The sequence below is a fragment of the Bradyrhizobium sp. LB8.2 genome (assembly GCF_040548035.1).
GTDB lineage: Bacteria > Pseudomonadota > Alphaproteobacteria > Rhizobiales > Xanthobacteraceae > Bradyrhizobium.
This window is the reverse complement of sequence record NZ_JBEPQV010000018.1, coordinates 132,283-152,283: the sequence shown is the minus strand read 5'-3', so window position 1 is coordinate 152,283 and position 20,001 is coordinate 132,283. Positions and strand designations below refer to the sequence as shown.

Below are 20,001 nucleotides of genomic sequence, written 5' to 3'. Positions count from 1 at the left end.
TCGCCCATTGGGCGTCAGTCAAAACGAATCGGTCCATCCCAAGCTTGAATCACAACCAAGCCCCGATGAGAATCCTGAATCCCAACAGACCCTAGATGCCATAAATCAATAGGTGAGCTCCTCGCGCGCGATCGGCTTGGTGGGTGGTTCAGCGAGGGCCCTACATGAGCAGTATAAGTCCCCGTAGAGTGAACGTCTTTGTGCGCGAATGCGTGGAGGATCTGTCCGATAACTTCACGTACGGTTTTCGATGGTTGGTGCGGCAGCTGATGAGGCGAAGAGCCTCGTCTTACGGCCGAGATTGTCTACTGATCATGATGTCGCCGGGACGCCGCGTGGGATGTGCCTACCTCATTTGTTAGACCGCGAAGCTTGCGTGGCCGATGGTGCTGACTCAGGTTGGGCAACCGCGATGATGACGACCGATCATGGTTTTGTTAAACGCATCGGGATTGAGGCGATCGCCGCGGCAGAGTTGGCCGGCAGAGTCTATGTCTTCAGCCTCGGCTTTGGGTCACTCTGCTGGCGGCCGTCGCCCCCTTTATCGCACAAGAATTTGGGGCGGATCATCTGGGTTTGTTACGGCAGTCGCTGCGCATAGGACTCTGGACGGCGTTCCTCTTATCGCTCCCGATGATGGGCTTTGTCGTTAGCGCTTAGCCGCAACCCATTGAGGCGGGCTTGAGGAGTGCGCTGTGCGCTTAGTGAAGGAGTGCGGGCACTTGCTCCATGAGCCGACTAACGGTGCGGTATGGCCGAAGGACGCGTGTGGCGTGCGGATGGAAAAGACAGCCATCTCCAGTGTCCAACTGGATGCGACAGCAACGAACGTGGGCAACCTCCCAAGACAGGCTCATTGTTGCAGACGCGACAAATCCATGCTGGCTGCGACGGGAAGAAGGTGGCGTCCTGAATCGCCCTCGATACGCTGCATCGGCTTGGCTTAAGGCGCGGAGTCCTCCCGAAGTTGCGCATCACGTTGGAGTAGGAAGGGGAGCTGCACGAAATGCCTCTCACGATGTTCGAACTCATAATGTTAGGGTGCGTGTCGTGCGCAGCAGCTTCTGGCACACGGTATTGAGATCGAAGTTGAGACATTTCTTGCCACGCTGAAGGACTTGAGACGTTCGCGCCCGTGTCGTCCGGCATGTCATGGCCCGGCGGACGATCCAGGCCGGCATCACTCCGGGAGGCGCTGTGGCGGCGTTGCGGGGCAAACAGTCCCAACCTGTCGCCTGCCGTGGTCTCAGGACTGAAGACCGCGTGGCAATGCGAGTACGAGCGCCGGCAGAGGGGCGATTGTGCTGCTACACATCATCCTCGAACGTGTCTCACTTAAGCGGGCAGTCCAGACCTGTCACTCCATCTTGGGTTCGGCCCAGCCAGGAAGGCTAGGTCATGGCGGAGCTGGTGAGGTCAAAGTTAGATGGTCGCTCGATCCGTCGACCAGATGCCTTTCGACGTCGGGGAAGCGGTTCCGGTGCTCGAGGAGGGTAGCCCGTTGAGAGGAGGTGTGAATGCCAATGACCAATCGCCGCTCTCGCCACGCGAGCTAATCTTGAGGCGTGCCGCCATTGCCTCACTATCAGCTACGATGCGTCGGGCGGCACCGAGGAATTCCTGACATTGGATCGTCGGTCGCGTGCCGCCGTTGGTGCGCTCGGAGGAGCGTGCTGCCGAGCTTGTGTTCGAGATTGCGTAGGCAGCGGCTGAGCGTTGACTGCTTGATTCTGAGTGCGGTCTGCCGCTTGGCGGAGGCTTCGGTGCTGGGACGCAGGGATAGCCCAGCGTAGATCTCGAAATTCCACGGGCGCGATTGAAACTCTATGGCGAGTTGCAGTGATAGGGTAGGGATGAACTGCTCTTTGGAGGCACCCGCCGCCTGCGCTCGGAATGACCTGCTGCGATGACAGCTTTCAAATGCTTTCGCCGTTCGCTTGATGACGCGGGCGCCGGGTCTACGCTAGCTCGGCTGACCCCCGGAACAGAGGCGGGAGGCTGGCCAACTCGTAAACGATCGTTCGCGTACTTGCCGATGCAGCATATATTCTTCAGCTAGCCCCAACAAGGTTGTCTCTCTTGCGACGAATGTCCGAATTCTAGCAGTGAACGTGGTGCGGCCAGTTCTCCAGCACTCCTGCTTTGCGGCAGCGCTCCTGGCGCGCCAGCTGGTACGACATTTGCTGGATGCTTGAGGTCCGCCTCCTCCCGAAGAGGCGCATGCACAATGTTCTCTATCGAGCAGCTATCCGATCTCAGCCAATCGATTGCAGCTCATGACGAGAAGTATGACTGTCGCGCTCGGTCGAGCACTTCCAAGCAAGAGGAGGCTGAAGTGGCGCAGGGCCCCTGCCCAAGTCGATCCACTCAAAAGACGCAGCACCGGTTTGCCTAAGTCGGTGGCGCGAGGCACCAAATGGACCTATTTTGCTTCATCGAATGCGCAAAACAGAGTCAATCTCCCGAGGTGTTGTTCGCTCTGCTTGTGAGCTGTTCGAGCGAACAGGGCTTCAGTCAAGTCCCTTACGGGGCGCTGACGGACGCGGAGCCGACCCGCCGGCCAGAGTATCTGCCAGCCGCCGTGACAGTGAACTTTCCTTCCGCGGGGTGCGAGCGCTATGCTGAACGCCGATACAATGCCATCGATCCTGTGGTTCGGCGTACGACGATGCAGTCGGCGCAGTTTCTATGGGATCAACTCGCTCACAAATATCAATTGCAACCCGGCAAAATGCGTGTGTTGAACGAGGCCAAAGAGGCCGGTCTGAAGCGCGGCGTAACCGTACCACTGTTCGGACCATTTGGACAGCTATCCCTCGTATCCTTTGCATCCAGGTTCGACGATGTTGACCCTCAGTATCGCCTCAGTCGTTTCAACGCATTGGCTTGGCAGTTTCATCATGCATTCACAGAAATCGCGCCGTCATAGAAGGGGAAATGCCATATGCAAGTGGTTCTATCCGAACGAGAAAAGGATTGCCTCCGCTGGGTGGGAGAGGGGAAATCATCCTGGGAAATCGGAGCCATCCTGAGAGTCAGCGAGAATACGGTGAACTTTCACCTGAAGAACGCGATGCGAAAGCTAGAGACGAACAGCCGTACCCATTGCCTTGCCAAGGCGATTCGCCTCGATCTTATCTGACGTTTCGGCGCCGCTGGCCCGTACCGACCTATGCCGAAGTCACGAGCGAGCGATCTGATCAGCGTGGCAACATGACAAAATCAGCGAGGACATGTTCAGCCCAAGGTGGAGAAGATGCTGTTGCGGCGAATAGCTGACAAGCCTGTCATCACGCGATTGTCTTGGGGGGCATAGATGCGCATCCCGCCGAGGGTTGGTCGTGTTTTCGAGGCGGGAGAAGTTCGCACGATCGCCTAAATCCGACGTGGACTGGGCATGACGGCAGACTATTCGGCGCATCGCTGACGCGCGCGCGATGACAGTGATCTTCGCAAGCGTGCTTCGTTGTGGATGCCGCCGCTCGACCAAGATGGGAGCGGTTTTTGGGCCTGGATTGCGACCACCTAGTCGCCTGCGATAACGGTATTGCTTGATCCAGCAAGCCCGCCCTTGCAAAAGCAAGCCCCGGCCTTGGGCCGGGGCGTTCGATCCGCCGTTCGTACTGCTGATCAATATTTCAGAAGAAAGGGCCCGCCGAACTTATAGTTGAGCCGTGCAGTCACAAGATCGAAATCCTGGCGGATGCGATCGATTCCGCCTGCGGGCGCGGGGAAGTGCACCGTTGCGGGCTGCATGAATAGGTGGTCGTACTCGAGGCTGACCGACCAGCTCGGTGCGAAGCCGTAATCGATGCCGGCTCCCAAAGCGCCCCCCCGAAGAACGTGCTGGCTGCTCCCAAGCTGCGCGCCGGTGAGGGTCGAGCTAATCTGATACGTGTTGCTCGTCACTGCGGCGCCGCCTTTGGCGTAAAGCAGTACGTTGTCGAAGGCATAACCTATCTGCCCCGTTACCAGGCCGAACGCATCAATCTTGGTCTGGTTGTTATCCGCAAACGCGACGCTGTCATTCGACCCGCTCAAATCAGCCCAGTTCCCCTGGCCTTCAACACCAAGCACGATCTGGCCGATCTGCCCTCGATAGCCGATCTGGCCACCCACGGTACCGCCGGTCGCGTCATGGCAGCCCTCAGGCGTGCCGCCATTGAAGTCCCAGCAATTCGAGCTTGAGCCCAAGCCGCCGTTCAAACCGACGTAGTAGCCGCTCCACTCGTAGATCGTAGCCGCAACAGGCTGCGGGGCTTTGGCATAGAGAGGCTGGACGGGCTGCGCAGCAAGATCCGCGCCGAATGCGGGCGCCACCGCGCCGAGCGCCACAATGCTTGCAGTCGCAAGCAACAAGTTCTTCATTTCTACTCTCATGTCTTGAGTGCCCCCGAGCCTCGCGCGTCTTAACAACATCCGCACGAATAGCTGTAACTGCATCGCAACATTTGGGCCGAAAGGAATGCTTGAACCGAACCCTGCGTCAGGTTGCGGCGTTGCGAATCACGCCTCGCAATGCACCTTCGCGTGCGAACCAGATTGCATAGGCCTGGGCGAAAAGCGGGCTGCTGATCTCAGCGGATGAAGCGCACCGCAAGCCATATGGCGCCCAGCCACACCGCAACCGAGAAGAGCAAAGCGCTTTGCCAGGTCCTTGCTCTTATCCTGTGACGCCATTGAAGGAGCTCCGATGAGCAACCGGTGAAGCGCCGACCTCGTACAACAGCTATCACTTCATCGTAATCTGCGAACGGGAACTGAGAGCGATGCTTCCGAATATACGCCAGCCGCTCAGTGGGTGAGAGGCACTGCGCCCACAACTCCCATGCCTCATCATCAATAACGAGACGCTCGATCTCAGCGAGCGGAACAAAGGTTCCGGTCGGATTGTTCGGATTGGCCAGCAGAATGAACTTAGCATGTTTAGCCGGACCGAAAAGCAGCTCGTCCATCGGCAAGCAGTCGGGTTCAGACCAGGGAATTTCAATGAACCGGGCCCCTTGCAGCATGGCAAGCTTGCGATTGAACGAGAAGCCGGGCGACATCATCGCGATGCCGTCGCCCGGGGCAAGAAAGGCTCTGTAAATGAGACTGGGGAGTTCAGACGATCCATTGCCAGCCATCACGCGATCAGTGGCAATCCCGTAGGCCGCTGCGGCCGCTTGTCTCAAGCTGATATTGTCGTCTTCCGGATAGCGATATTGCACCTCAAGAGCTGCAATTGCGCTTCGCATCACGATGGCGGGCAAAGGAAATGGATTCTCATTCGTATTTAGTTTCACGCAAGTATTGTCGGGGGTGGGCCGCCCGGACGGCAGAGCATCCAATTCGCGAGCCGCCGGCGAGAGCGAGGAAAGCATAGTTTTCAGTTTTGCATCCAATTTGATGTTCTCCCTTTTGTCGACGAGAGCAGCTGACGGACTTCATCGAGCCTACGTGATGCGCTCGCTGTGTTCGGAGCCGGAAAGCGCAAGGCGTGCATCAATGTGAGGGTGGGCTGCCATAGGCGGGCTCAGATCTAAGCGCCGCACCGGATCAGAGTCCGGCAGCGATCAGCGCGGATCAGGCGGGCGCACGGCGTTATCCCAGCGAATACCTGTTTCATGAGGGGAGGGAACGCCACGTCCACTCGGCCGAACAGCGCTGCCAATGGCTTGAACTCGCGTAATCCGCAGACAGACATCTTGCCAAAAGTTACGTTCCTTCTAAAGACGTGGCAGCTCACTCCCGAGAGCGAGGTGCGCGTCAGTTTCACTAAGTGGAAGAAGCCGCCGATGTTCGTCGGCCTTACGATTGTGGAAGTGATGCTCACTCCAGTGGTACCAGACGAATGGGAACGTACTCTTCGGGCGGCCGTTCGGGCGTGCACGACAGCCGTGATAGCATTGCCGCGAGGGCGAGAAATGCCGCGACTGCGGCGACTGCGACGCACGTGACCAGCGCGTAATCGCCAGGCCGCCGATGGTTCATCATTCAACGCTCCGTGCGATGTTAGTGCGTGCGGTCAGGTCTCGGCGACCGCTTCGACGGTATTGTCGCGCCAGTGGTAAACGATGGACCAGGAGCGGCATTGTCTCCCTTTGAGTCGAATCGAACCGTGGCAATAGCCCTTTCGATTGAGCCCGAGGTTCGGCCGCAGCGACCCGCCTGGCATCGAAGGTGCCCGCCCGTCTGACGGAGCTTGCCCATCCTTGAACTGCGGCATAAGCGTAGCGTGCAACCTGCGGCAGATTGGCTTGCACCCTTGAGCTTGGCGACAGCGGCTGCCCCTGCAGCATTCTTCGTCGAGTCCGGCATGAAGGTAAAGAGCGTGCCATTTGCGGAGTCACCGGCAATGGCCAAAGACTTCGTCCACTGACTTGTTCTCGCCCAGCGCTCTCACCGGGAACTTCCGAAAGTGATGCAGATCATTGGAGTCTCCATTGGGCTAGCCGGCGCGCTGTCGCTCGCCCCGCCGCTGCGTCGATGCTTTTAGAAGGTACAGTTTGACGCTACGTACGAATCAAGTACTTCGAAGCGTGCTCGTCGAGCTTGGCAGAGCGAAAGTCCCCAAAGAGTGCCGACGACGCACATTCGCAGGCGAATTGCTGCGGGCCAACGATCCTCAGTCAGACAAGGATCAGCATCAGCTCATTCAGTTACAGACATTCGAGCAACCGAGTTCGAGCAGCCGGCGCGTCAATTCTTTCCGAGCCGGTTCTCCAGCGCGGCGAGGGCGAGATCCAGGTATCGCATGAGGCTCGCATCCCAGCCGGCGAGATTGTGTGGTTCGGTCAATCGCGTCAGCACCTTCAGTATCATCGAGACAGTCGAGTCAACTCCTGCGATCTCAGTCAGCAGCGAACGGGCCTGACGCGCGACCGCATTTGGTCGCTCACTGCATGGCGGCTCGCCCCGAAGCATGCAGCTTCGTAGCTCGTCCCGAATCTTCCGCCACCGATCTTCGCGGCTGGCGTTAGAGGCGCACGTGCAGATGGTCGAGGGGGTACGCTCCTCAATCCGCGACATTGCATCCAACGTGGCCGGCAGCTCGTCGACACTAACTTCTGTCTCACCTTGCGTCGTCATATTGCGCAATCGATCCCGTAATAATGTCGCCCGCGCGACTTGAACTTCAATTCGCTCCAGATGGTTGCGCACTAAGTCCGTGAGAGACGTCTGTCCCTCGATGGCTTTGCGGATCTCAGGAAGCGAGAAGCCGAGCTCACGTAGCGCCCGTATCTGAGAGACGCGTTGTTGGCTTTCACGATCGTACATGCGGTGACCGCCATCGGTACGTTCGGCGGCCGTCAACAACCCGGTATGTTCGTAGTGATGCAGAGTGCGTACCGTTACGCCGGTCGCCTCTGCAAGTTCTCCAATGCGCCATCGGCGCCGTCGTGGTGTGGCGTTTGTCATGGTCCTCAATTTGCAAGCCTACAACCTGACGTCACGTGAGAATCAAGTTATTTCAATGATCTAGATGATGGTCTCTTGCTGCGAACCCCAGGAGCACTGAGCGCAAGCTGTTGATCAACCAGCCGAGACAAGCGCAAGCATCAAGTTCGCCAGCGACGCCAATTCGGCCCTCGCTGCGCGGTGCATCACAAGTCTGGCGATCGCCACGCGATTCTCGCTGGTTCGCATGCATGTCGGTAAAGACGCGATTGCTCGATCAAAAAGGTTTCCCAAGCTCGCGAGATCCTCGGGGTCGTAGACTCCGCTTGGCTTCTCCAACAGTAAGCTCCTTTGATTTGCCGCACCTTCGCTGCACGTGACGAAGCCGTTTGGCTGTGGTGGGGCAAAAAGTAGACGGAGCGGCGACTTGGGCGAAAGAATGTGACAGGTGCGTTCGTGTGGTGCCGCTGTGCAACACGGCGTTTGCTTCCCTTTTGTCCAACGCTGCCTAACCGAAACCGTGCAATTTTTGCTGGACGCTGCCGCAGCAGTGGCCATCTGCTATCTGATCGCCACGCGAAGCGAAAGCAGGTACATGCAGCTCCGCTTGCTCTTGCGACACAGTTTAAGGAATTGCGGCCGGACACAGGACTGATCTGATCAGATGGCCTCTTTCAGTCGCAATCCTTGCTGTGATCTATCGTCGAGCCAAATGTTGATTGGTCAATCACGCAGAGTATTCCTACCACCACATCGTGGCGTGGCCGCCCGCTCGGCGCCTAACACCGTTTTCGACACGCTGCTAGTCCTGTTGAGATGGCTTTGTGGGCGCGATGGAGTTGTTCGCGCGTGGCAACATCGGGTTTGGGAATGCGCCAAGATGATGGCTACTCTTCAACGGGCAAGTCTGCGACGCAAAGCGTCGGATAAGGCGCGCCGCAAAACCATTCCCGGCATGTTTCTCAACGCAAGCGCACCCCGCGCGGCTGGCGAAACGTTACTCGCGATGAGGACCGAGCCTCGAAGGACGCTCGAGTATCCGTTGAACGTGGAGGCGCTCAAAACGGGTCAACGAGCGCCGGCGCCGCGCAGCCACCGCCTTGGGAAAACAAGGACGTGTCATAGCTCCTACAGCAATAGCTCGCATATCCACACGTGAGCTGGATCAGTGTTGCGAGCGCCGTCCAGCTGTCGCGGGTAATGGCTTGCTCGTCCGGAAGCTCACTCACTTTCATTCTCGAACAAGATCGCTTTGGTGTGCGTGCGCTGGACATAGATGCTTTGGGGTAAGATAGGCAAATCATGTTATCGCACCGAAGTAGCTCTTCCGGGTCAGCGGCAGGGGCCGTAATTCGGAACTGACGGCGGCGGCATCCCGCGCGCCACCCGCCACGACACTTTCGAAAGTAACACGACTGTCGCCAGATCCCAAAGGATGTCCCACGATCCGATGTGGCTGGATTGATCATGTCGCCCGAGATGATCAAGAGCTGCAGGTGGAGCAGGGCTTGGCAAATGGGAGCGGCGAGCGCTTCCGTGCGCCATACATTGGCACAGTTGCCGTCCTCTCATCATCAAAACTCATCCTCCAAGCACGCGCGCAGCGGGACAATGTCGCGAGCTCTTGGCGAGTGGATCCAGGTTGTTCCTGGCACGATCGTCACCGCAGCGCGGGATCCACGGCGCCGTCGACGCGATCAAACTACGCTCAAGCGCGCCAAGGTTGAAAGGCCGAACACCAGCGAGCTCTGGAGCTTCGAGGCTGGCGTAGATCTGGTTCGGCCGAACAATCCTAGAATAGGCCGTGACGTTGGTTGGTCTCGGTCCGAGAGACCATCAAGGATGCCTGTTGCAAGAACATGTTGCGCATCCAAATGCTTGCAGGATCAGTATTATGAATGGCCGGCCATTGGACGGCCTCGGTGAATGTGAGAAGTCGCAGCGGAGGTTCGATGACCCGCAGGGGCATCGTGTTTGCGAAATGGCTGACCAGTCTTGAGGGCATGCTCGCTATACGGTTGGTGCCCAATAACATAGGCGGAATCATACCAAAACCCTGCACCGCGACCTCGGTGCGTATCTTGAAACCATGCTCGAGCAAGAGCCATTCCTGGAAGAGGGGCCTCAGGGTGCGCCCGAACTGGGCTTCCACGTGCCCGATCGACGTGTACATCTCGAACGTAAGTCGCGGCGCCAGCTGCTTGTTCATCGGGCAGCCCACGCAAGCGAAAGTGTCCTCGAACAGAGCCGCCTTGGGATGCGCACTCGACATGAACATCTCGGGATACATGAGAAAATCGACCTCACCGCGCCGGAGAAGTTCATCGGGTTCCTCCACCGGCGGCAGCAACTCGAAATTGATTGTCGGAGCTTCCCGCGCGACGCGGTCCACGATAGGTCGAAGAAACACGACAGTCATGAAGTCGGACAGGATAATCCTGAATCGCCGATTCGATTGAGACGGAGTGAAGCCGTCCGGAGAAATGATCGAGAGCTGAATGTGAGCGAGAGCCTCGCGAATCGGGGCAGCGAGCGCTTGAGCCCGCGGTGTTGGGACAAGCTTCCGGCCCCTCATCGTGAATAGCTCATCGCGAAAGTAAGTGCGAAGCCGCGCGACGGCAGCACTCATGGCAGGTTGACTGAGGTTGATGCTTCTTGCCGCCGCAGTGAGATTGCCTTGCGTCACCAGGGCGTCGAACGCGACGAGGAGATTCAGATCGAGTCCCTTGAAACGCATAATCTTGAGTGATCCACGGTATGAATGTGTTCTATCGATACAATCGATTTTACCACTTGTACCGAATGAGAATAGCAAAGGATAGTTTAGCGAGATGTCAGATCTATCAGAATGGTTACATATCGTAGCGCGTCTCAGCCCAGCGCCAGGGATCGATCAAGACATCTGAAGCGTGCGGTCGCAGTTTCGTGCGTGTTGCGCAAGTCATATCTCGGCGAGCTAGCACGGTGGGGGATCCGCAAATGCGCGTCGGCGTTTAGGACGAGCAAACCTTCGTATGGCTTCGCCAACCCATTCTATACCGGCCGTGTACCGCCGTAGAATTGAGCCAAGGCTCAAGCTGGTCGTATATTTCCCTCCAGTTGGACCCCTTCGGTTGCGGGTACCAAACGAGGTTTGGTCGCATCCGATTGCGTCGTTGCTGCGGAGAAATCGTGCGGAACATGCAAGCGAAGGCGTCCTTGGCGAATCTGATGCGAGTTGCGCACACGCTCGACGTCGTATCCATTGTGAATGCAAATCGGTCAGTGCGTGAAGCTCTGACAGATGTGGTGTTTTCCGCGGGCTACGTACCCGAACCCTTCGAGAGCGCAGACGAGTTCTTGAAATCGGGCCGCCGTTTGATCACGTCGTGCTTGATCGCGGACATGCAGTCGAGCGTGATGAGTGGCTGTGAGATTTTCCATCATCTGGCTGGATCCGGAGGCGTGATTCCCACCGTTGTGCTCACAGACAACTCCGAAGACGATATGAGTCGACCCCTCCAAGCTGGACTCCAGTTCTTGAGCAAGCCTTTCGAGCGCAGCGAACTGTTGGCCTGCGTCAGGAGCCAGATAATGAACAGGAATTACTCTCTATGGAAATGATCGCGCCCGGATCCACACGAGGTGTTTCGGCGCGCCCTCCAGTTCGTTGGAGGCTGTGCTGGGAGAATGAGCTTCAACTTGCTGACCATATTGAATTGTCCGACTTCTTCCGGAAGACCTATGGTCCGACCGGGGCATTCAATGCAAAACCCTTTGAAGGTCATCGAAGCTGGGCCGGCGCAAGGCCTGAGATTCGGGCGATCGGCTACGATGATCGTGGCATCGCGATTCACATCGGCGCACTGCGCCGCTTCATAAAAGTGGGTGAGGTCGACCTGCTTGTGGCTGAACTCGGATTGTACGGGGTACGCCCGGATCTCGAGGGGCTCGGCATCAGCCACTCCATCCGCGTGATGTATCCCGTGTTGCGAGACCTTGGGGTGCCGTTCGGCTTTGGCACGGTCCGATCCGCCCTGCAGAAACATATTACCAGGCTGCTCGGGCGACAGGGATTGGCGACTGTTCTGCCAGGGCTCCGTGTCCGGTCAGCTCGTCCGGATATCTATCTCACTGTGCCTCCGACGCGCGTGGAGGACGTGGTCGGCCTCGTTCTGCCGATTGCGAGGCCAATGAGCGAATGGCCGGCCGGTGAGATGATTGAACGGAACGGGCCAGAACTGTGACCACCGCAGCCAACGAGACTGAAGCGCGGAGCGACTGCGCCGACTTGGGCGGAGAGCGCTGTGTCTATCTGACGTTTGATGATGGTCCCAACCCGCATTGCACGCCGGCTATCCTGGATGTGCTGGCGCAGCATCGGGCCCCCGCCACTTTCTGCGTGATTGGTGCATATGCAGCGGGCCAGCCGGAGCTGATCCAGCGCATCATTGCAGAAGGGCACGAACTCGCAAACCACACAATGACGCACCCGGATTTATCCAAATGCATGCCGGATGAGGTGGAATATGAGATCCTCACGACGAACAAGGTCATCGTGATGGCCTGCCCCCGAGCTTCTGTGCGGCACATGCGTGCGCCGTATGGGAGTTGGACCAAGGAGGCCCTCGCCGCGTCGGCGAAGGCCGAACTGGCAGCCCTGCACTGGTCAGTGGACCCGCAAGACTGGTCTCGTCCTGGCGGCGAGGCGATTGTTGCCGCGGTGCTGGCCTCGGTCCGGCCGGGGGCAATCGTGCTCCTGCACGACGGGTGCCCTCCCGACGAGTTGGAACGCTCCCCTCACTCTGGGCGGCGCGACCAGACTGTGACGGCGCTCGCCCAGCTTATTCCAGCACTGCATGACCTTGGATTTGCAATCCGGTCGCTTCCTCAAACTCACTGAATAGATCAATTCCCATGAGCCTGCTTGCCACCATCAGCACCGCTGCTGTTGCCTCCTACGCGTTGCTCTCCAGCGTCCATAAGAGCGCGCAGGCGCTTTATGCGCTGCGAACCGACGCCTCACTGCCGCCGTACGACCTCGTCGACACCGAAGCTCTGCCCAGCGTGGATGTCATCGTGCCCTGCTTCAACGAGGATCCGCGGACGCTGGCGGCCTGCCTGAAATCTCTCGCAAGCCAGGATTACCCAGGCCGATTGCAAGTCTATGTGGTCGATGACGGCTCTGCAAATGTCGGTGCAGTGGCCCCGGTCCATGGGAGCTACGCGTATGACCCGAGGTTCACGGTCATTCTGCTGCCAAGCAACGTTGGAAAGCGCAAGGCGCAGATCGCAGCGATACGCCGGTCGTTCGGCGATCTCGTGCTCAACGTCGATTCCGACACGGAAATCGCCAGTGACGTGGTCAGCAAGCTCGTAGGCAAGATGCAGGATCCAGCCATCGGCGCGGCCATGGGGCAATTGACCGCCAGCAACCGGAGCGACAGCTGGCTGACCCGATTGATCGACATGGAGTACTGGTTGGCTTGCAACGAAGAGCGCGCGGCGCAGACGCGCTTTGGCGCCGTCATGTGCTGCTGCGGGCCGTGTGCCATGTACCGCCGCTCCGCGCTGCTCTTGCTGCTCGACCAGTACGAGACGCAGTTCTTCCGGGGAAAGCCGAGCGACTTCGGTGAGGACCGCCATCTGACGATCCTCATGCTCAAGGCAGGGTTTCGAACCGAGTACGTTCCGGACGCCATCGCCGCCACGGTGGTCCCGGACAGGCTCTTGCCATATCTGCGGCAACAGCTCCGCTGGGCGCGGAGCACTTACCGCGACACGCTGCTCGGTTTGCACCTGTTGCCCAGCCTGGACTGGTACCTTACGCTCGACGTGCTCGGACAGAACCTCGGGCCGCTGCTGCTCGCCATCTCAACGATTGCCGCGCTCGCTCAGCTCGCGCTCACCGGCACCGTGCCCTGGTGGACCGGTCTGACCATCGGCGCGATGACCATGATTCGATGCAGCGTAGCGGCCCTTCGTGCCCGTGAGCTTCGATTTATCGGCTTCTCGCTGCACACACCGATCAACATCTTCCTCCTGCTCCCGATGAAAGCCTATGCGCTCTGTACCTTGAGCAACAGCGACTGGCTCTCGCGCAAAGTAGCGAAATCGTCAGACGTCGATGAATCGAAGGTCTCGATCGCAGACGCGACAACTGGACCAAGCCTTAACCCGGCATCGGAAACGCCTGGCTCAATTCGCGGGGCAGGTCTTTCGCGCGCTCCCTCGCAGCTGATCGCGCCTGGTGGCATTGTGGCCGAGACTGACTGAGCAGCTTTGTAGGGGGATTCAGTGGTGAGCGTGGACAAGACATATCAGTCGCTGGAGCGGGAGCTGGCAAACGATGACCCGTGGCGGCTTGACGACAATCCGTTCGAACGTGAGCGTCACACCCAGTTGCTACGGCTATCGCTGTCGAACGGCGCCGTCTCAGCCGGCCTCGAGATCGGGTGCGCGGCCGGTGCATTCACAGACAAGCTTGCTCCTCACTGCAAACGGCTCACAGTCATCGATGTTATGCCGCGAGCGATCGGTCGAGCGGTCCAGCGGACCAAGAGGTGGTCACATATCAGCTGGGCGGCGACCGATATTCTGCAGTTCTCGACCGAAGAGCTGTTCGATCTGATCGTGGTGGCCGAAGTTCTCTACTATCTCGAAGACATGACACGGATGCGTACCGCAATCGACAAGATGGTGAAGATGCTTGCTCCACGTGGGCATCTGGTCTTCGGATCTGCACGTGATGCGACCTGCAGGCGATGGGGGCATGTCGCTGGCGCCGAGACAGTCATCACGATTTTGACTGAAGCGCTCATTGAGGTCGAACGCGTGCAGTGCCAGGGGCAGTCGACTGACGAAGACTGCTTGTTGGTCCGCTTTCGCAATCCGGAGCGAACTTCGATCCCTCCCAACGGCCGAGCTTGAAAAGGAGCCACTATGCGTATCTGCGGTATCAAGTTGACGCATGACGGGGCAGTCGCTCTGATCGAGGACGGCCGGGTGGTGTTTTGTATCGAACAGGAGAAGCTGAACAACAATCCGCGTTATCAAACCATTGAAAACCTGGATGCGGTTGTTAGCGCCTTGGCGGAGCACGGGCTGGATCCGAACGATGTTGATCAGTTCGTCATTGATGGCTGGGATGGAGAGTTCGAGTCCCAGTTTGAAGTCCTTAGTGGGACGACGACGATCAAGCTCAAGGGCGCGCCGTATGTCGAACGGCAAGGCGATAGCCCCCTGACGTCCCGCGATCGCATCGGCCTCATGCTTGACGGGAAGCTATATCCCTATCAAAGCTATCCCCATGTCACCGGGCACGTAGCATCCGCATACTGCGCCAGCTCGTTTGCCAAATCCGCACAATCTGCTTTTTGCTTGGTGTGGGACGGCTGCATGTTTCCACGCCTCTACTATGTCGAGCCTCACGGCATCCGGTTCATCGAGTGCCTGTTTCCGATGATAGGTCACGCCTATGCGACGGCAGGACATCACTTTGGACCTTACAGGCGGGCAGACCGGACCAGCTGGGATCTCGGTATTGCCGGCAAGCTGATGGCCTATATCGCCCTGGGATCCCCCGACGAGGACAGTATTAAGACGTTTCAGGAACTTTATGAGGCGCACTTTGCCGCGGATGCTGAGGGCGCTTGTCCTGAGCCTGAAGAGATCAACAGCTCACAATCGCCACTTGAAGCTCTGCACGACTTCTTCGATGCGTGCGCAGTGCGATTGAAGGGAAAGCAAGCCGAAGACGTCCTTGCGTCATTTCACGTCTTCCTAGAGCGTCTGCTGGTTCGCACCATTGCTGATGTTGTGGAGCGGCATTCGGATCTTGCGGGGGCGCGTAACCTCTGCATAGCCGGCGGCTGTGGCCTGAATATTAAGTGGAATAGTGCATTTCGTGCGATAGGCCTGTTCGATATCGTGTGGGTGCCGCCCTTTCCGAACGACAGCGGCTCAGCCATTGGTGCTGCTTGCTCTGCACTGGCGGCACAGCAGGGCTTTAGAGCTCTGGAATGGTCGGTCTACAGTGGACCGGCCCTTCGTCCCAGCGAAGTCCCGCCCGAATGGGAGGGCGCGCCCTGCACTATGGGCGAACTTGCGGCAATCCTCGCTTGCGACAAGCCCGTGATCTTCCTTGCCGGGCGTGCCGAGCTCGGACCACGAGCCTTGGGTGGCAGAAGCATTCTCGCGGCTGCAAGCTGGGAAGGAATGAAAGATCATCTCAACGACATCAAACTTCGTGAGCATTTCAGGCCGGTAGCGCCGATATGCCTGGAGGATCGTGCGGCGGAGATTTTTAGCCCTGGGATACCCGATCCGTACATGCTGTTCGATCACCAGACCCGACCGGAATGGCGCGAGAAAATTCCCGCCGTCGTGCATCTCGATGGATCTGCTCGTCTACAGACCGTTTCCAGAACCTCTCAGCATAAAGTGGCCGAGCTTCTCGTCGAGTACGAGAAGCTCACAGCCATTCCGCTGCTTTGCAATACCAGCGCCAATCTGCATGGACGCGGCTTTTTCCCGGATGCTGCCGCCGCGTGCCAGTGGGGACGCGTCGATCACGTATGGTGTGACGGCCTGCTTTGGACAAAAAAGCGCGCGAGCGAGAAAGCGGCGCGAACAACGTCCGTCGCGATGGCGTAAACAAATGTCAGCCGCGGCAGTCGAACTTTTCCAGGTGAGCAAGTTCTACGACGACAGGCTCGTCGTGGACGCTCTCTCGTTTACGGTCGCGCCGGGAGAGTGCTTCGGTCTGCTGGGACCAAACGGCGCGGGTAAAAGCACGCTTGCGCGTTTGATCCTGGGTGTTGCGTCGCCCGACGCAGGTAAGATATGCGTGCTCGGGGAGCCAGTGCCGGCACGGGCGCGCTTGGCGCGGCGGGGGATCGGGGTTGTCCCACAGTTCGATAACCTTGATCTTCAGCTTACGGTGCGCGAAAACTTGCTCGTTTTCGGGCGCTACTTCGCCATGAGCGCGGCTGAGGTGAAAGCGGTCACGCCGTCCCTACTCGAATTCGCGCGCCTGGAGAACAAGGCGGATGCCCGCGTCGCCGAACTGTCCGGCGGCATGAAGCGACGCCTGACGCTGGCGCGGGCCCTCATTAACGACCCGCAGCTCCTGGTGCTTGATGAGCCGACGACGGGCCTCGATCCGCACGGCCGTCACCTGATCTGGGAACGCTTGCGCTCGCTATTAGGGCGCGGCAAAACGATCCTTCTCACCACCCACTTCATGGAAGAGGCGGAGCGATTGTGCGACCGCCTGTGCGTGCTTGAGCACGGCCGCAAGATCGCCGAAGGTGCGCCTCACGCGCTGATCGAGCAGCAGATCGGCTGCCACGTGATCGAGATTTACGGCGGTAATCCGCATGAACTGCTGCCGCTGGTCAGACCCCAAGTGCAGCGCGCTGAGGTGAGCGGGGAGACGCTCTTCTGCTATGTCACGGATCCAGAGCAGGTGCGCCTCCGGCTTGCCAACCGCACGGATCTCCGCCTTCTGCAGCGTCCTCCAAATCTGGAGGATGTCTTCTTGCGGCTAACCGGGCGAGAGATAAAGGACTGAACGATGTGGCAACGTTTTGCGCCGGCGCTCCCTGCTAATCCATGGAACTGGATCGCGGTATGGCGCCGCAATTTTCTGGTCTGGCGGAAAGTCGCTCTGGCATCGATTCTTGGGAATCTGGCCGAGCCGATGAGCTCTCTGTTCGGTCTCGGTTTTGGCCTTGGAATGATCATAGGTGGCGTTGAGGGGACCTCATACATATCGTTTCTGGCGGCTGGCATGGTCGCCACAAGCGCGATGGTCTCCGCAACCTTCGAAACGATCTATGCGGCTTACGCTCGCATGCAGACAAATTGCACGTGGGAGGCAATGCTCTGTACGCCCCTTACGCTCGGCGACATTGTTCTTGGTGAAGTGGCATGGGCAGCGAGCAAGGCCTTGCTCGCCGGGACGGCGATCACGATTGTCGCCGTCGCGCTGGGTTACGCAGAGTGGTCATCCATCCCCTATGCGTTACCAGCCATCGCCCTCACTGGCGTTACTTTCGCGAGCCTTGCAATGGTCGTTTCAGCACTTGCACCGAGCCACGACTACTTCATCTTCTACCAGTCGCTCATTCTCACGCCCATGATGTATTTGAGCGGGACGATCTTCCCAATGAGCCAGTTGCCCGGTTCATTTCAACGCATCGCGGCCTTATTGCCGCTGACTCATTCGGTCGATCTCATTCGTCCAGCAATGCTCGGTCGGCCGGTCGAGAGCGTCGGATTGCATGTGGGCGCACTTTGCATCTTCGCAGCATTTCCCTTCCTCGTCTCGGCCGTGCTGCTTCGGCAGCGCTTGATGCGGTGAGACGAACAAGACCTAAAGCGAAGCATCGCGTGTGCGAGAGGAGATATCGGGCGTAGCGAACTTCCAATCGCGTGCGACGCTTAAATGCGTCTCGTCAGCTAGCGATGCCTGCTCGGCCCCGCGGGGACGTGCGGCCTACTCCCAAAGCAAGCGATACGAAATAGGCCGACAGGCCTCTCAGGATTAACGGAGAACAAGATGCTGTGTCTAGGATTGAGTGGCGGCCTCGACAAGGTCTATGAAAACCCCCTTGGACTACCGGACACGTTTCTGCACGACGGCGCCGCGGTACTTGTCAAGGACGGGCGCGTGATCGCTGCCGTGGAAGAGGAGCGCCTCAACCGGATCAAACATTCAAACAAGCTCCCGAGCAGTGCGATCGAATACTGTCTTGCAGCCGCGGGTGTGGAGCTTCGCGACGTCGATCGTATTGCGTTCTACGCTACTGAAGCCTATTGCAATGCAATGCTCGAACGGTTGTTCATCTCACAACCGGAAATCTCAATTCCCCTAGACGCGAATCTGCTGCTACGGCACCTTCTAGCCACGGAGTTCGGTACCCAAGTGGATCCTTCCCGGGTGTCATTCGTAGGCCACCATCAGGCCCACGCCGTGAGCGCTCTGGCCATGTCGGGTTTTGAAGAAAGTCTGGTCCTCGCGATCGACGGTTGTGGCGACTTCCTGTCGGGTCTCTTGGCTGTCGGGTCAGGCAGCGAAATGACCGAGCTTATGACGTTTCCAGAGAATAACTCTCTCGGACTGTTCTATCTGGAGACGATCCGATATCTCGGCTACGGCCTGTTCGACGAGTATAAGGTTATGGGACTGGCTCCTTACGGAGATCCCGCACGCTATCGCGAGCTCTTTTCGCAATTTTATGAGCTCTCCGCAAACGGTGGCTACCGCGTTCACCTCGAACGTATCGGCCCGGCATTGCTGCGCAGTATCGAGATCCGGCGAAAGGGAATGCCGTTCACCCAACAGCATCGAGACGTGAGCGCATCGTTGCAGGAGGCGCTGGAGCGGATCGTGTTTCACATTCTTCGGCATTACCGTGAGTCGACCGGAATGAAACGGTTGTGCCTCGCTGGCGGGGTAGCCCACAACTGCACGCTGAACGGAAAACTCCTGTATTCAGGCCTGTTCGAAGACATCTTCGTGCAGCCGGCCGCGCATGACGCCGGATGCGCATTGGGCGCGGCACTGATGGTGTCGAACGAGGCGGGGCAACCTGCGCCCCGCGAGCGATTACAGTCGGTTTATTGGGGGCCAGATGTCGGCAGCGACGACAGCATCGAACAGGAACTGAAGGGATGGGCCGGACACCTCGAGATTGAGCGGACCGCTGACGTCGCAACCAGAGCAGCCGAGTGGATGGCTGATGGCGCCGTGATCGGGTGGGTACAGGGCCGGTCGGAGTTCGGCCCTCGTGCGCTCGGCAACCGCAGTATTCTTGCGGACCCGAGGCCCGCGGCGAACAAGGACCGGATCAATGCGATGGTCAAGAAGCGCGAGAGTTATCGACCATTTGCGCCATCGGTTCTGGAGGAGGATGCGGGCGCGTTCTTTGAGCTGCCGGATGGTCGCGCAGAATACCCCTTCATGAATTTCGTCGTTCGCGTGCGTGAATCCAAGCGTGCTTTGCTGGGCGCGATCACGCATATTGATGGTACGGCTCGGCTGCAAACGGTTTCCCGCACGAACAATGCCTCCTATTGGGAACTCATCAACGCGTTCAAGAGCCGGACAGGCGTCCCGATTTTGCTTAATACGTCGTTCAACAACAATGCCGAACCGATCGTAGATTCCGTTGCCGATGCGATTACGGCGTTTTTGTCGACCGAGCTTGATGGCCTTGTGGTCGGTTCATTCCTCGTCAAGAAGCGGGCAACAATGCTCGAAAGCTGGACAGCACTTGCTGTATCACTGCCGCCCCATGTATCTCTTTACCGAGTTCGCGCTCATGCGGGCCGAGAACGCCACGAGACAGTCTGCGAGATCCGCATGGGTCACTCCAGCCAGGACAGCGTGCGCATCTCGCATGACCTGTTCGACATGCTGATGCAAATTGAGAAGGAAGCTGTTCTTGCCGATCTTCTCGCCAGGGTCACCTCTGACAGGACTAGGCGAGAAGCTCTCGTGAACGAACTGCGCGGGCTCTGGGATCTGCGCCGTATTCGGCTGCATCCGTCACAGACTGCGTGATCGTAGAAGGTGAGCAATGCGGAAGAGGGCTCTTTGGAGGCCTCTTGCATGACCTGCCAATCGCGGTGCCG

General features: G+C 58.6%; 15 protein-coding genes and 1 pseudogene. 12 read left to right on the top strand and 4 right to left on the bottom strand.

What is annotated here, in order from left to right; translation table 11 throughout:
* Positions 1-576 precede the first annotated feature (576 nt).
* The 3 genes from ABIB06_RS22240 (at position 577) to ABIB06_RS22230 (ending at position 3,142) form a co-directional block, all read left to right on the top strand.
* Positions 577-660, top strand: coding sequence for a hypothetical protein (locus ABIB06_RS22240; RefSeq protein WP_247458304.1), 84 nt, complete (start codon positions 577-579; stop codon positions 658-660).
* A 1,756-nt stretch (positions 661-2,416) separates the two neighbouring features.
* Complete coding sequence (locus ABIB06_RS22235; RefSeq protein ID WP_354053216.1) at positions 2,417-2,929, top strand: autoinducer binding domain-containing protein; 513 nt, start codon at positions 2,417-2,419, stop codon at positions 2,927-2,929.
* A gap of 15 nt (positions 2,930-2,944) precedes the next feature.
* On the top strand, positions 2,945-3,142 hold the full coding sequence (locus ABIB06_RS22230) for a response regulator transcription factor (protein WP_354053215.1): 198 nt from the start codon (positions 2,945-2,947) through the stop codon (positions 3,140-3,142).
* A 488-nt stretch (positions 3,143-3,630) separates the two neighbouring features.
* On the opposite strand, the gene ABIB06_RS22225 is transcribed toward ABIB06_RS22230, so the two are convergent.
* The 4 genes and pseudogenes from ABIB06_RS22225 to ABIB06_RS22210 all read right to left on the bottom strand — a co-directional run bounded on the left by ABIB06_RS22225 (position 3,631) and on the right by ABIB06_RS22210 (position 10,117).
* Complete coding sequence (locus tag ABIB06_RS22225; RefSeq protein WP_247457888.1) at positions 3,631-4,368, bottom strand: outer membrane protein; 738 nt, start codon at positions 4,366-4,368, stop codon at positions 3,631-3,633.
* 401 nt (positions 4,369-4,769) lie between these two features.
* Positions 4,770-5,363 (bottom strand): annotated as a pseudogene (locus tag ABIB06_RS22220) (aminotransferase class I/II-fold pyridoxal phosphate-dependent enzyme); the annotation flags it as partial.
* A gap of 1,318 nt (positions 5,364-6,681) precedes the next feature.
* On the bottom strand, positions 6,682-7,401 hold the full coding sequence (locus ABIB06_RS22215) for a MerR family transcriptional regulator (RefSeq protein ID WP_354069874.1): 720 nt from the start codon (positions 7,399-7,401) through the stop codon (positions 6,682-6,684).
* A gap of 1,771 nt (positions 7,402-9,172) precedes the next feature.
* Complete coding sequence (locus tag ABIB06_RS22210; RefSeq protein ID WP_354052100.1) at positions 9,173-10,117, bottom strand: LysR family transcriptional regulator; 945 nt, start codon at positions 10,115-10,117, stop codon at positions 9,173-9,175.
* 443 nt (positions 10,118-10,560) lie between these two features.
* On the opposite strand from ABIB06_RS22210, the gene ABIB06_RS22205 reads away from it, so the two are divergent.
* The 9 genes from ABIB06_RS22205 to ABIB06_RS22165 all read left to right on the top strand — a co-directional run bounded on the left by ABIB06_RS22205 (position 10,561) and on the right by ABIB06_RS22165 (position 19,930).
* Positions 10,561-10,983, top strand: a complete 423-nt coding sequence (locus ABIB06_RS22205) for a response regulator transcription factor (protein ID WP_354052110.1) — start codon at positions 10,561-10,563, stop codon at positions 10,981-10,983.
* The gene (locus ABIB06_RS22200; RefSeq protein WP_354052098.1) at positions 10,974-11,606 is read left to right on the top strand and encodes a NodA family N-acyltransferase; all 633 of its coding nucleotides are present in this window, start codon (positions 10,974-10,976) and stop codon (positions 11,604-11,606) included. Before ABIB06_RS22205 ends, ABIB06_RS22200 begins: the two co-directional genes overlap by 10 nt.
* Positions 11,603-12,262, top strand: a complete 660-nt coding sequence (gene nodB, locus ABIB06_RS22195; RefSeq protein WP_354069876.1) for a chitooligosaccharide deacetylase NodB — start codon at positions 11,603-11,605, stop codon at positions 12,260-12,262. Before ABIB06_RS22200 ends, nodB begins: the two co-directional genes overlap by 4 nt.
* 14 nt (positions 12,263-12,276) lie before the next feature.
* Positions 12,277-13,635 carry a chitooligosaccharide synthase NodC gene (gene nodC, locus ABIB06_RS22190; RefSeq protein WP_354052095.1) on the top strand — a complete coding sequence of 453 codons (1,359 nt, stop codon included), beginning with the start codon at positions 12,277-12,279 and terminating at the stop codon, positions 13,633-13,635.
* 24 nt (positions 13,636-13,659) lie between these two features.
* Positions 13,660-14,289: a nodulation methyltransferase NodS gene (nodS, locus tag ABIB06_RS22185; RefSeq protein ID WP_247457881.1), complete on the top strand. Its 630-nt coding sequence runs from the start codon at positions 13,660-13,662 to the stop codon at positions 14,287-14,289.
* A gap of 12 nt (positions 14,290-14,301) precedes the next feature.
* The gene (gene nodU / locus ABIB06_RS22180; protein ID WP_354052094.1) at positions 14,302-16,014 is read left to right on the top strand and encodes a nodulation protein NodU; all 1,713 of its coding nucleotides are present in this window, start codon (positions 14,302-14,304) and stop codon (positions 16,012-16,014) included.
* 4 nt (positions 16,015-16,018) lie between these two features.
* Positions 16,019-16,933, top strand: a complete 915-nt coding sequence (gene nodI / locus ABIB06_RS22175) for a nodulation factor ABC transporter ATP-binding protein NodI (RefSeq protein WP_354052093.1) — start codon at positions 16,019-16,021, stop codon at positions 16,931-16,933.
* A gap of 3 nt (positions 16,934-16,936) precedes the next feature.
* A complete protein-coding gene (locus ABIB06_RS22170) occupies positions 16,937-17,725 on the top strand; it encodes an ABC transporter permease (protein ID WP_354052091.1) in 789 nt (262 codons plus the stop codon).
* Positions 17,726-17,923: 198 nt separating this feature from the next.
* On the top strand, positions 17,924-19,930 hold the full coding sequence (locus ABIB06_RS22165; RefSeq protein ID WP_354052089.1) for a carbamoyltransferase family protein: 2,007 nt from the start codon (positions 17,924-17,926) through the stop codon (positions 19,928-19,930).
* The last annotated feature ends 71 nt before the right edge of the window (positions 19,931-20,001 follow it).

Coding starts and splice junctions, on each gene's coding strand:
- ABIB06_RS22235 (WP_354053216.1), top strand. CDS start 2,417: ATGGACCTATTTTGCTTCATCGAATGCGCAAAACAGAGTCAATCTCCC.
- ABIB06_RS22230 (WP_354053215.1), top strand. CDS start 2,945: ATGCAAGTGGTTCTATCCGAACGAGAAAAGGATTGCCTCCGCTGGGTG.
- ABIB06_RS22225 (WP_247457888.1), bottom strand. CDS start 4,368: ATGAAGAACTTGTTGCTTGCGACTGCAAGCATTGTGGCGCTCGGCGCG.
- ABIB06_RS22215 (WP_354069874.1), bottom strand. CDS start 7,401: ATGACAAACGCCACACCACGACGGCGCCGATGGCGCATTGGAGAACTT.
- ABIB06_RS22210 (WP_354052100.1), bottom strand. CDS start 10,117: ATGCGTTTCAAGGGACTCGATCTGAATCTCCTCGTCGCGTTCGACGCC.
- ABIB06_RS22205 (WP_354052110.1), top strand. CDS start 10,561: ATGCAAGCGAAGGCGTCCTTGGCGAATCTGATGCGAGTTGCGCACACG.
- ABIB06_RS22200 (WP_354052098.1), top strand. CDS start 10,974: ATGGAAATGATCGCGCCCGGATCCACACGAGGTGTTTCGGCGCGCCCT.
- nodC (WP_354052095.1), top strand. CDS start 12,277: ATGAGCCTGCTTGCCACCATCAGCACCGCTGCTGTTGCCTCCTACGCG.
- nodU (WP_354052094.1), top strand. CDS start 14,302: ATGCGTATCTGCGGTATCAAGTTGACGCATGACGGGGCAGTCGCTCTG.
- nodI (WP_354052093.1), top strand. CDS start 16,019: ATGTCAGCCGCGGCAGTCGAACTTTTCCAGGTGAGCAAGTTCTACGAC.
- ABIB06_RS22170 (WP_354052091.1), top strand. CDS start 16,937: ATGTGGCAACGTTTTGCGCCGGCGCTCCCTGCTAATCCATGGAACTGG.
- ABIB06_RS22165 (WP_354052089.1), top strand. CDS start 17,924: ATGCTGTGTCTAGGATTGAGTGGCGGCCTCGACAAGGTCTATGAAAAC.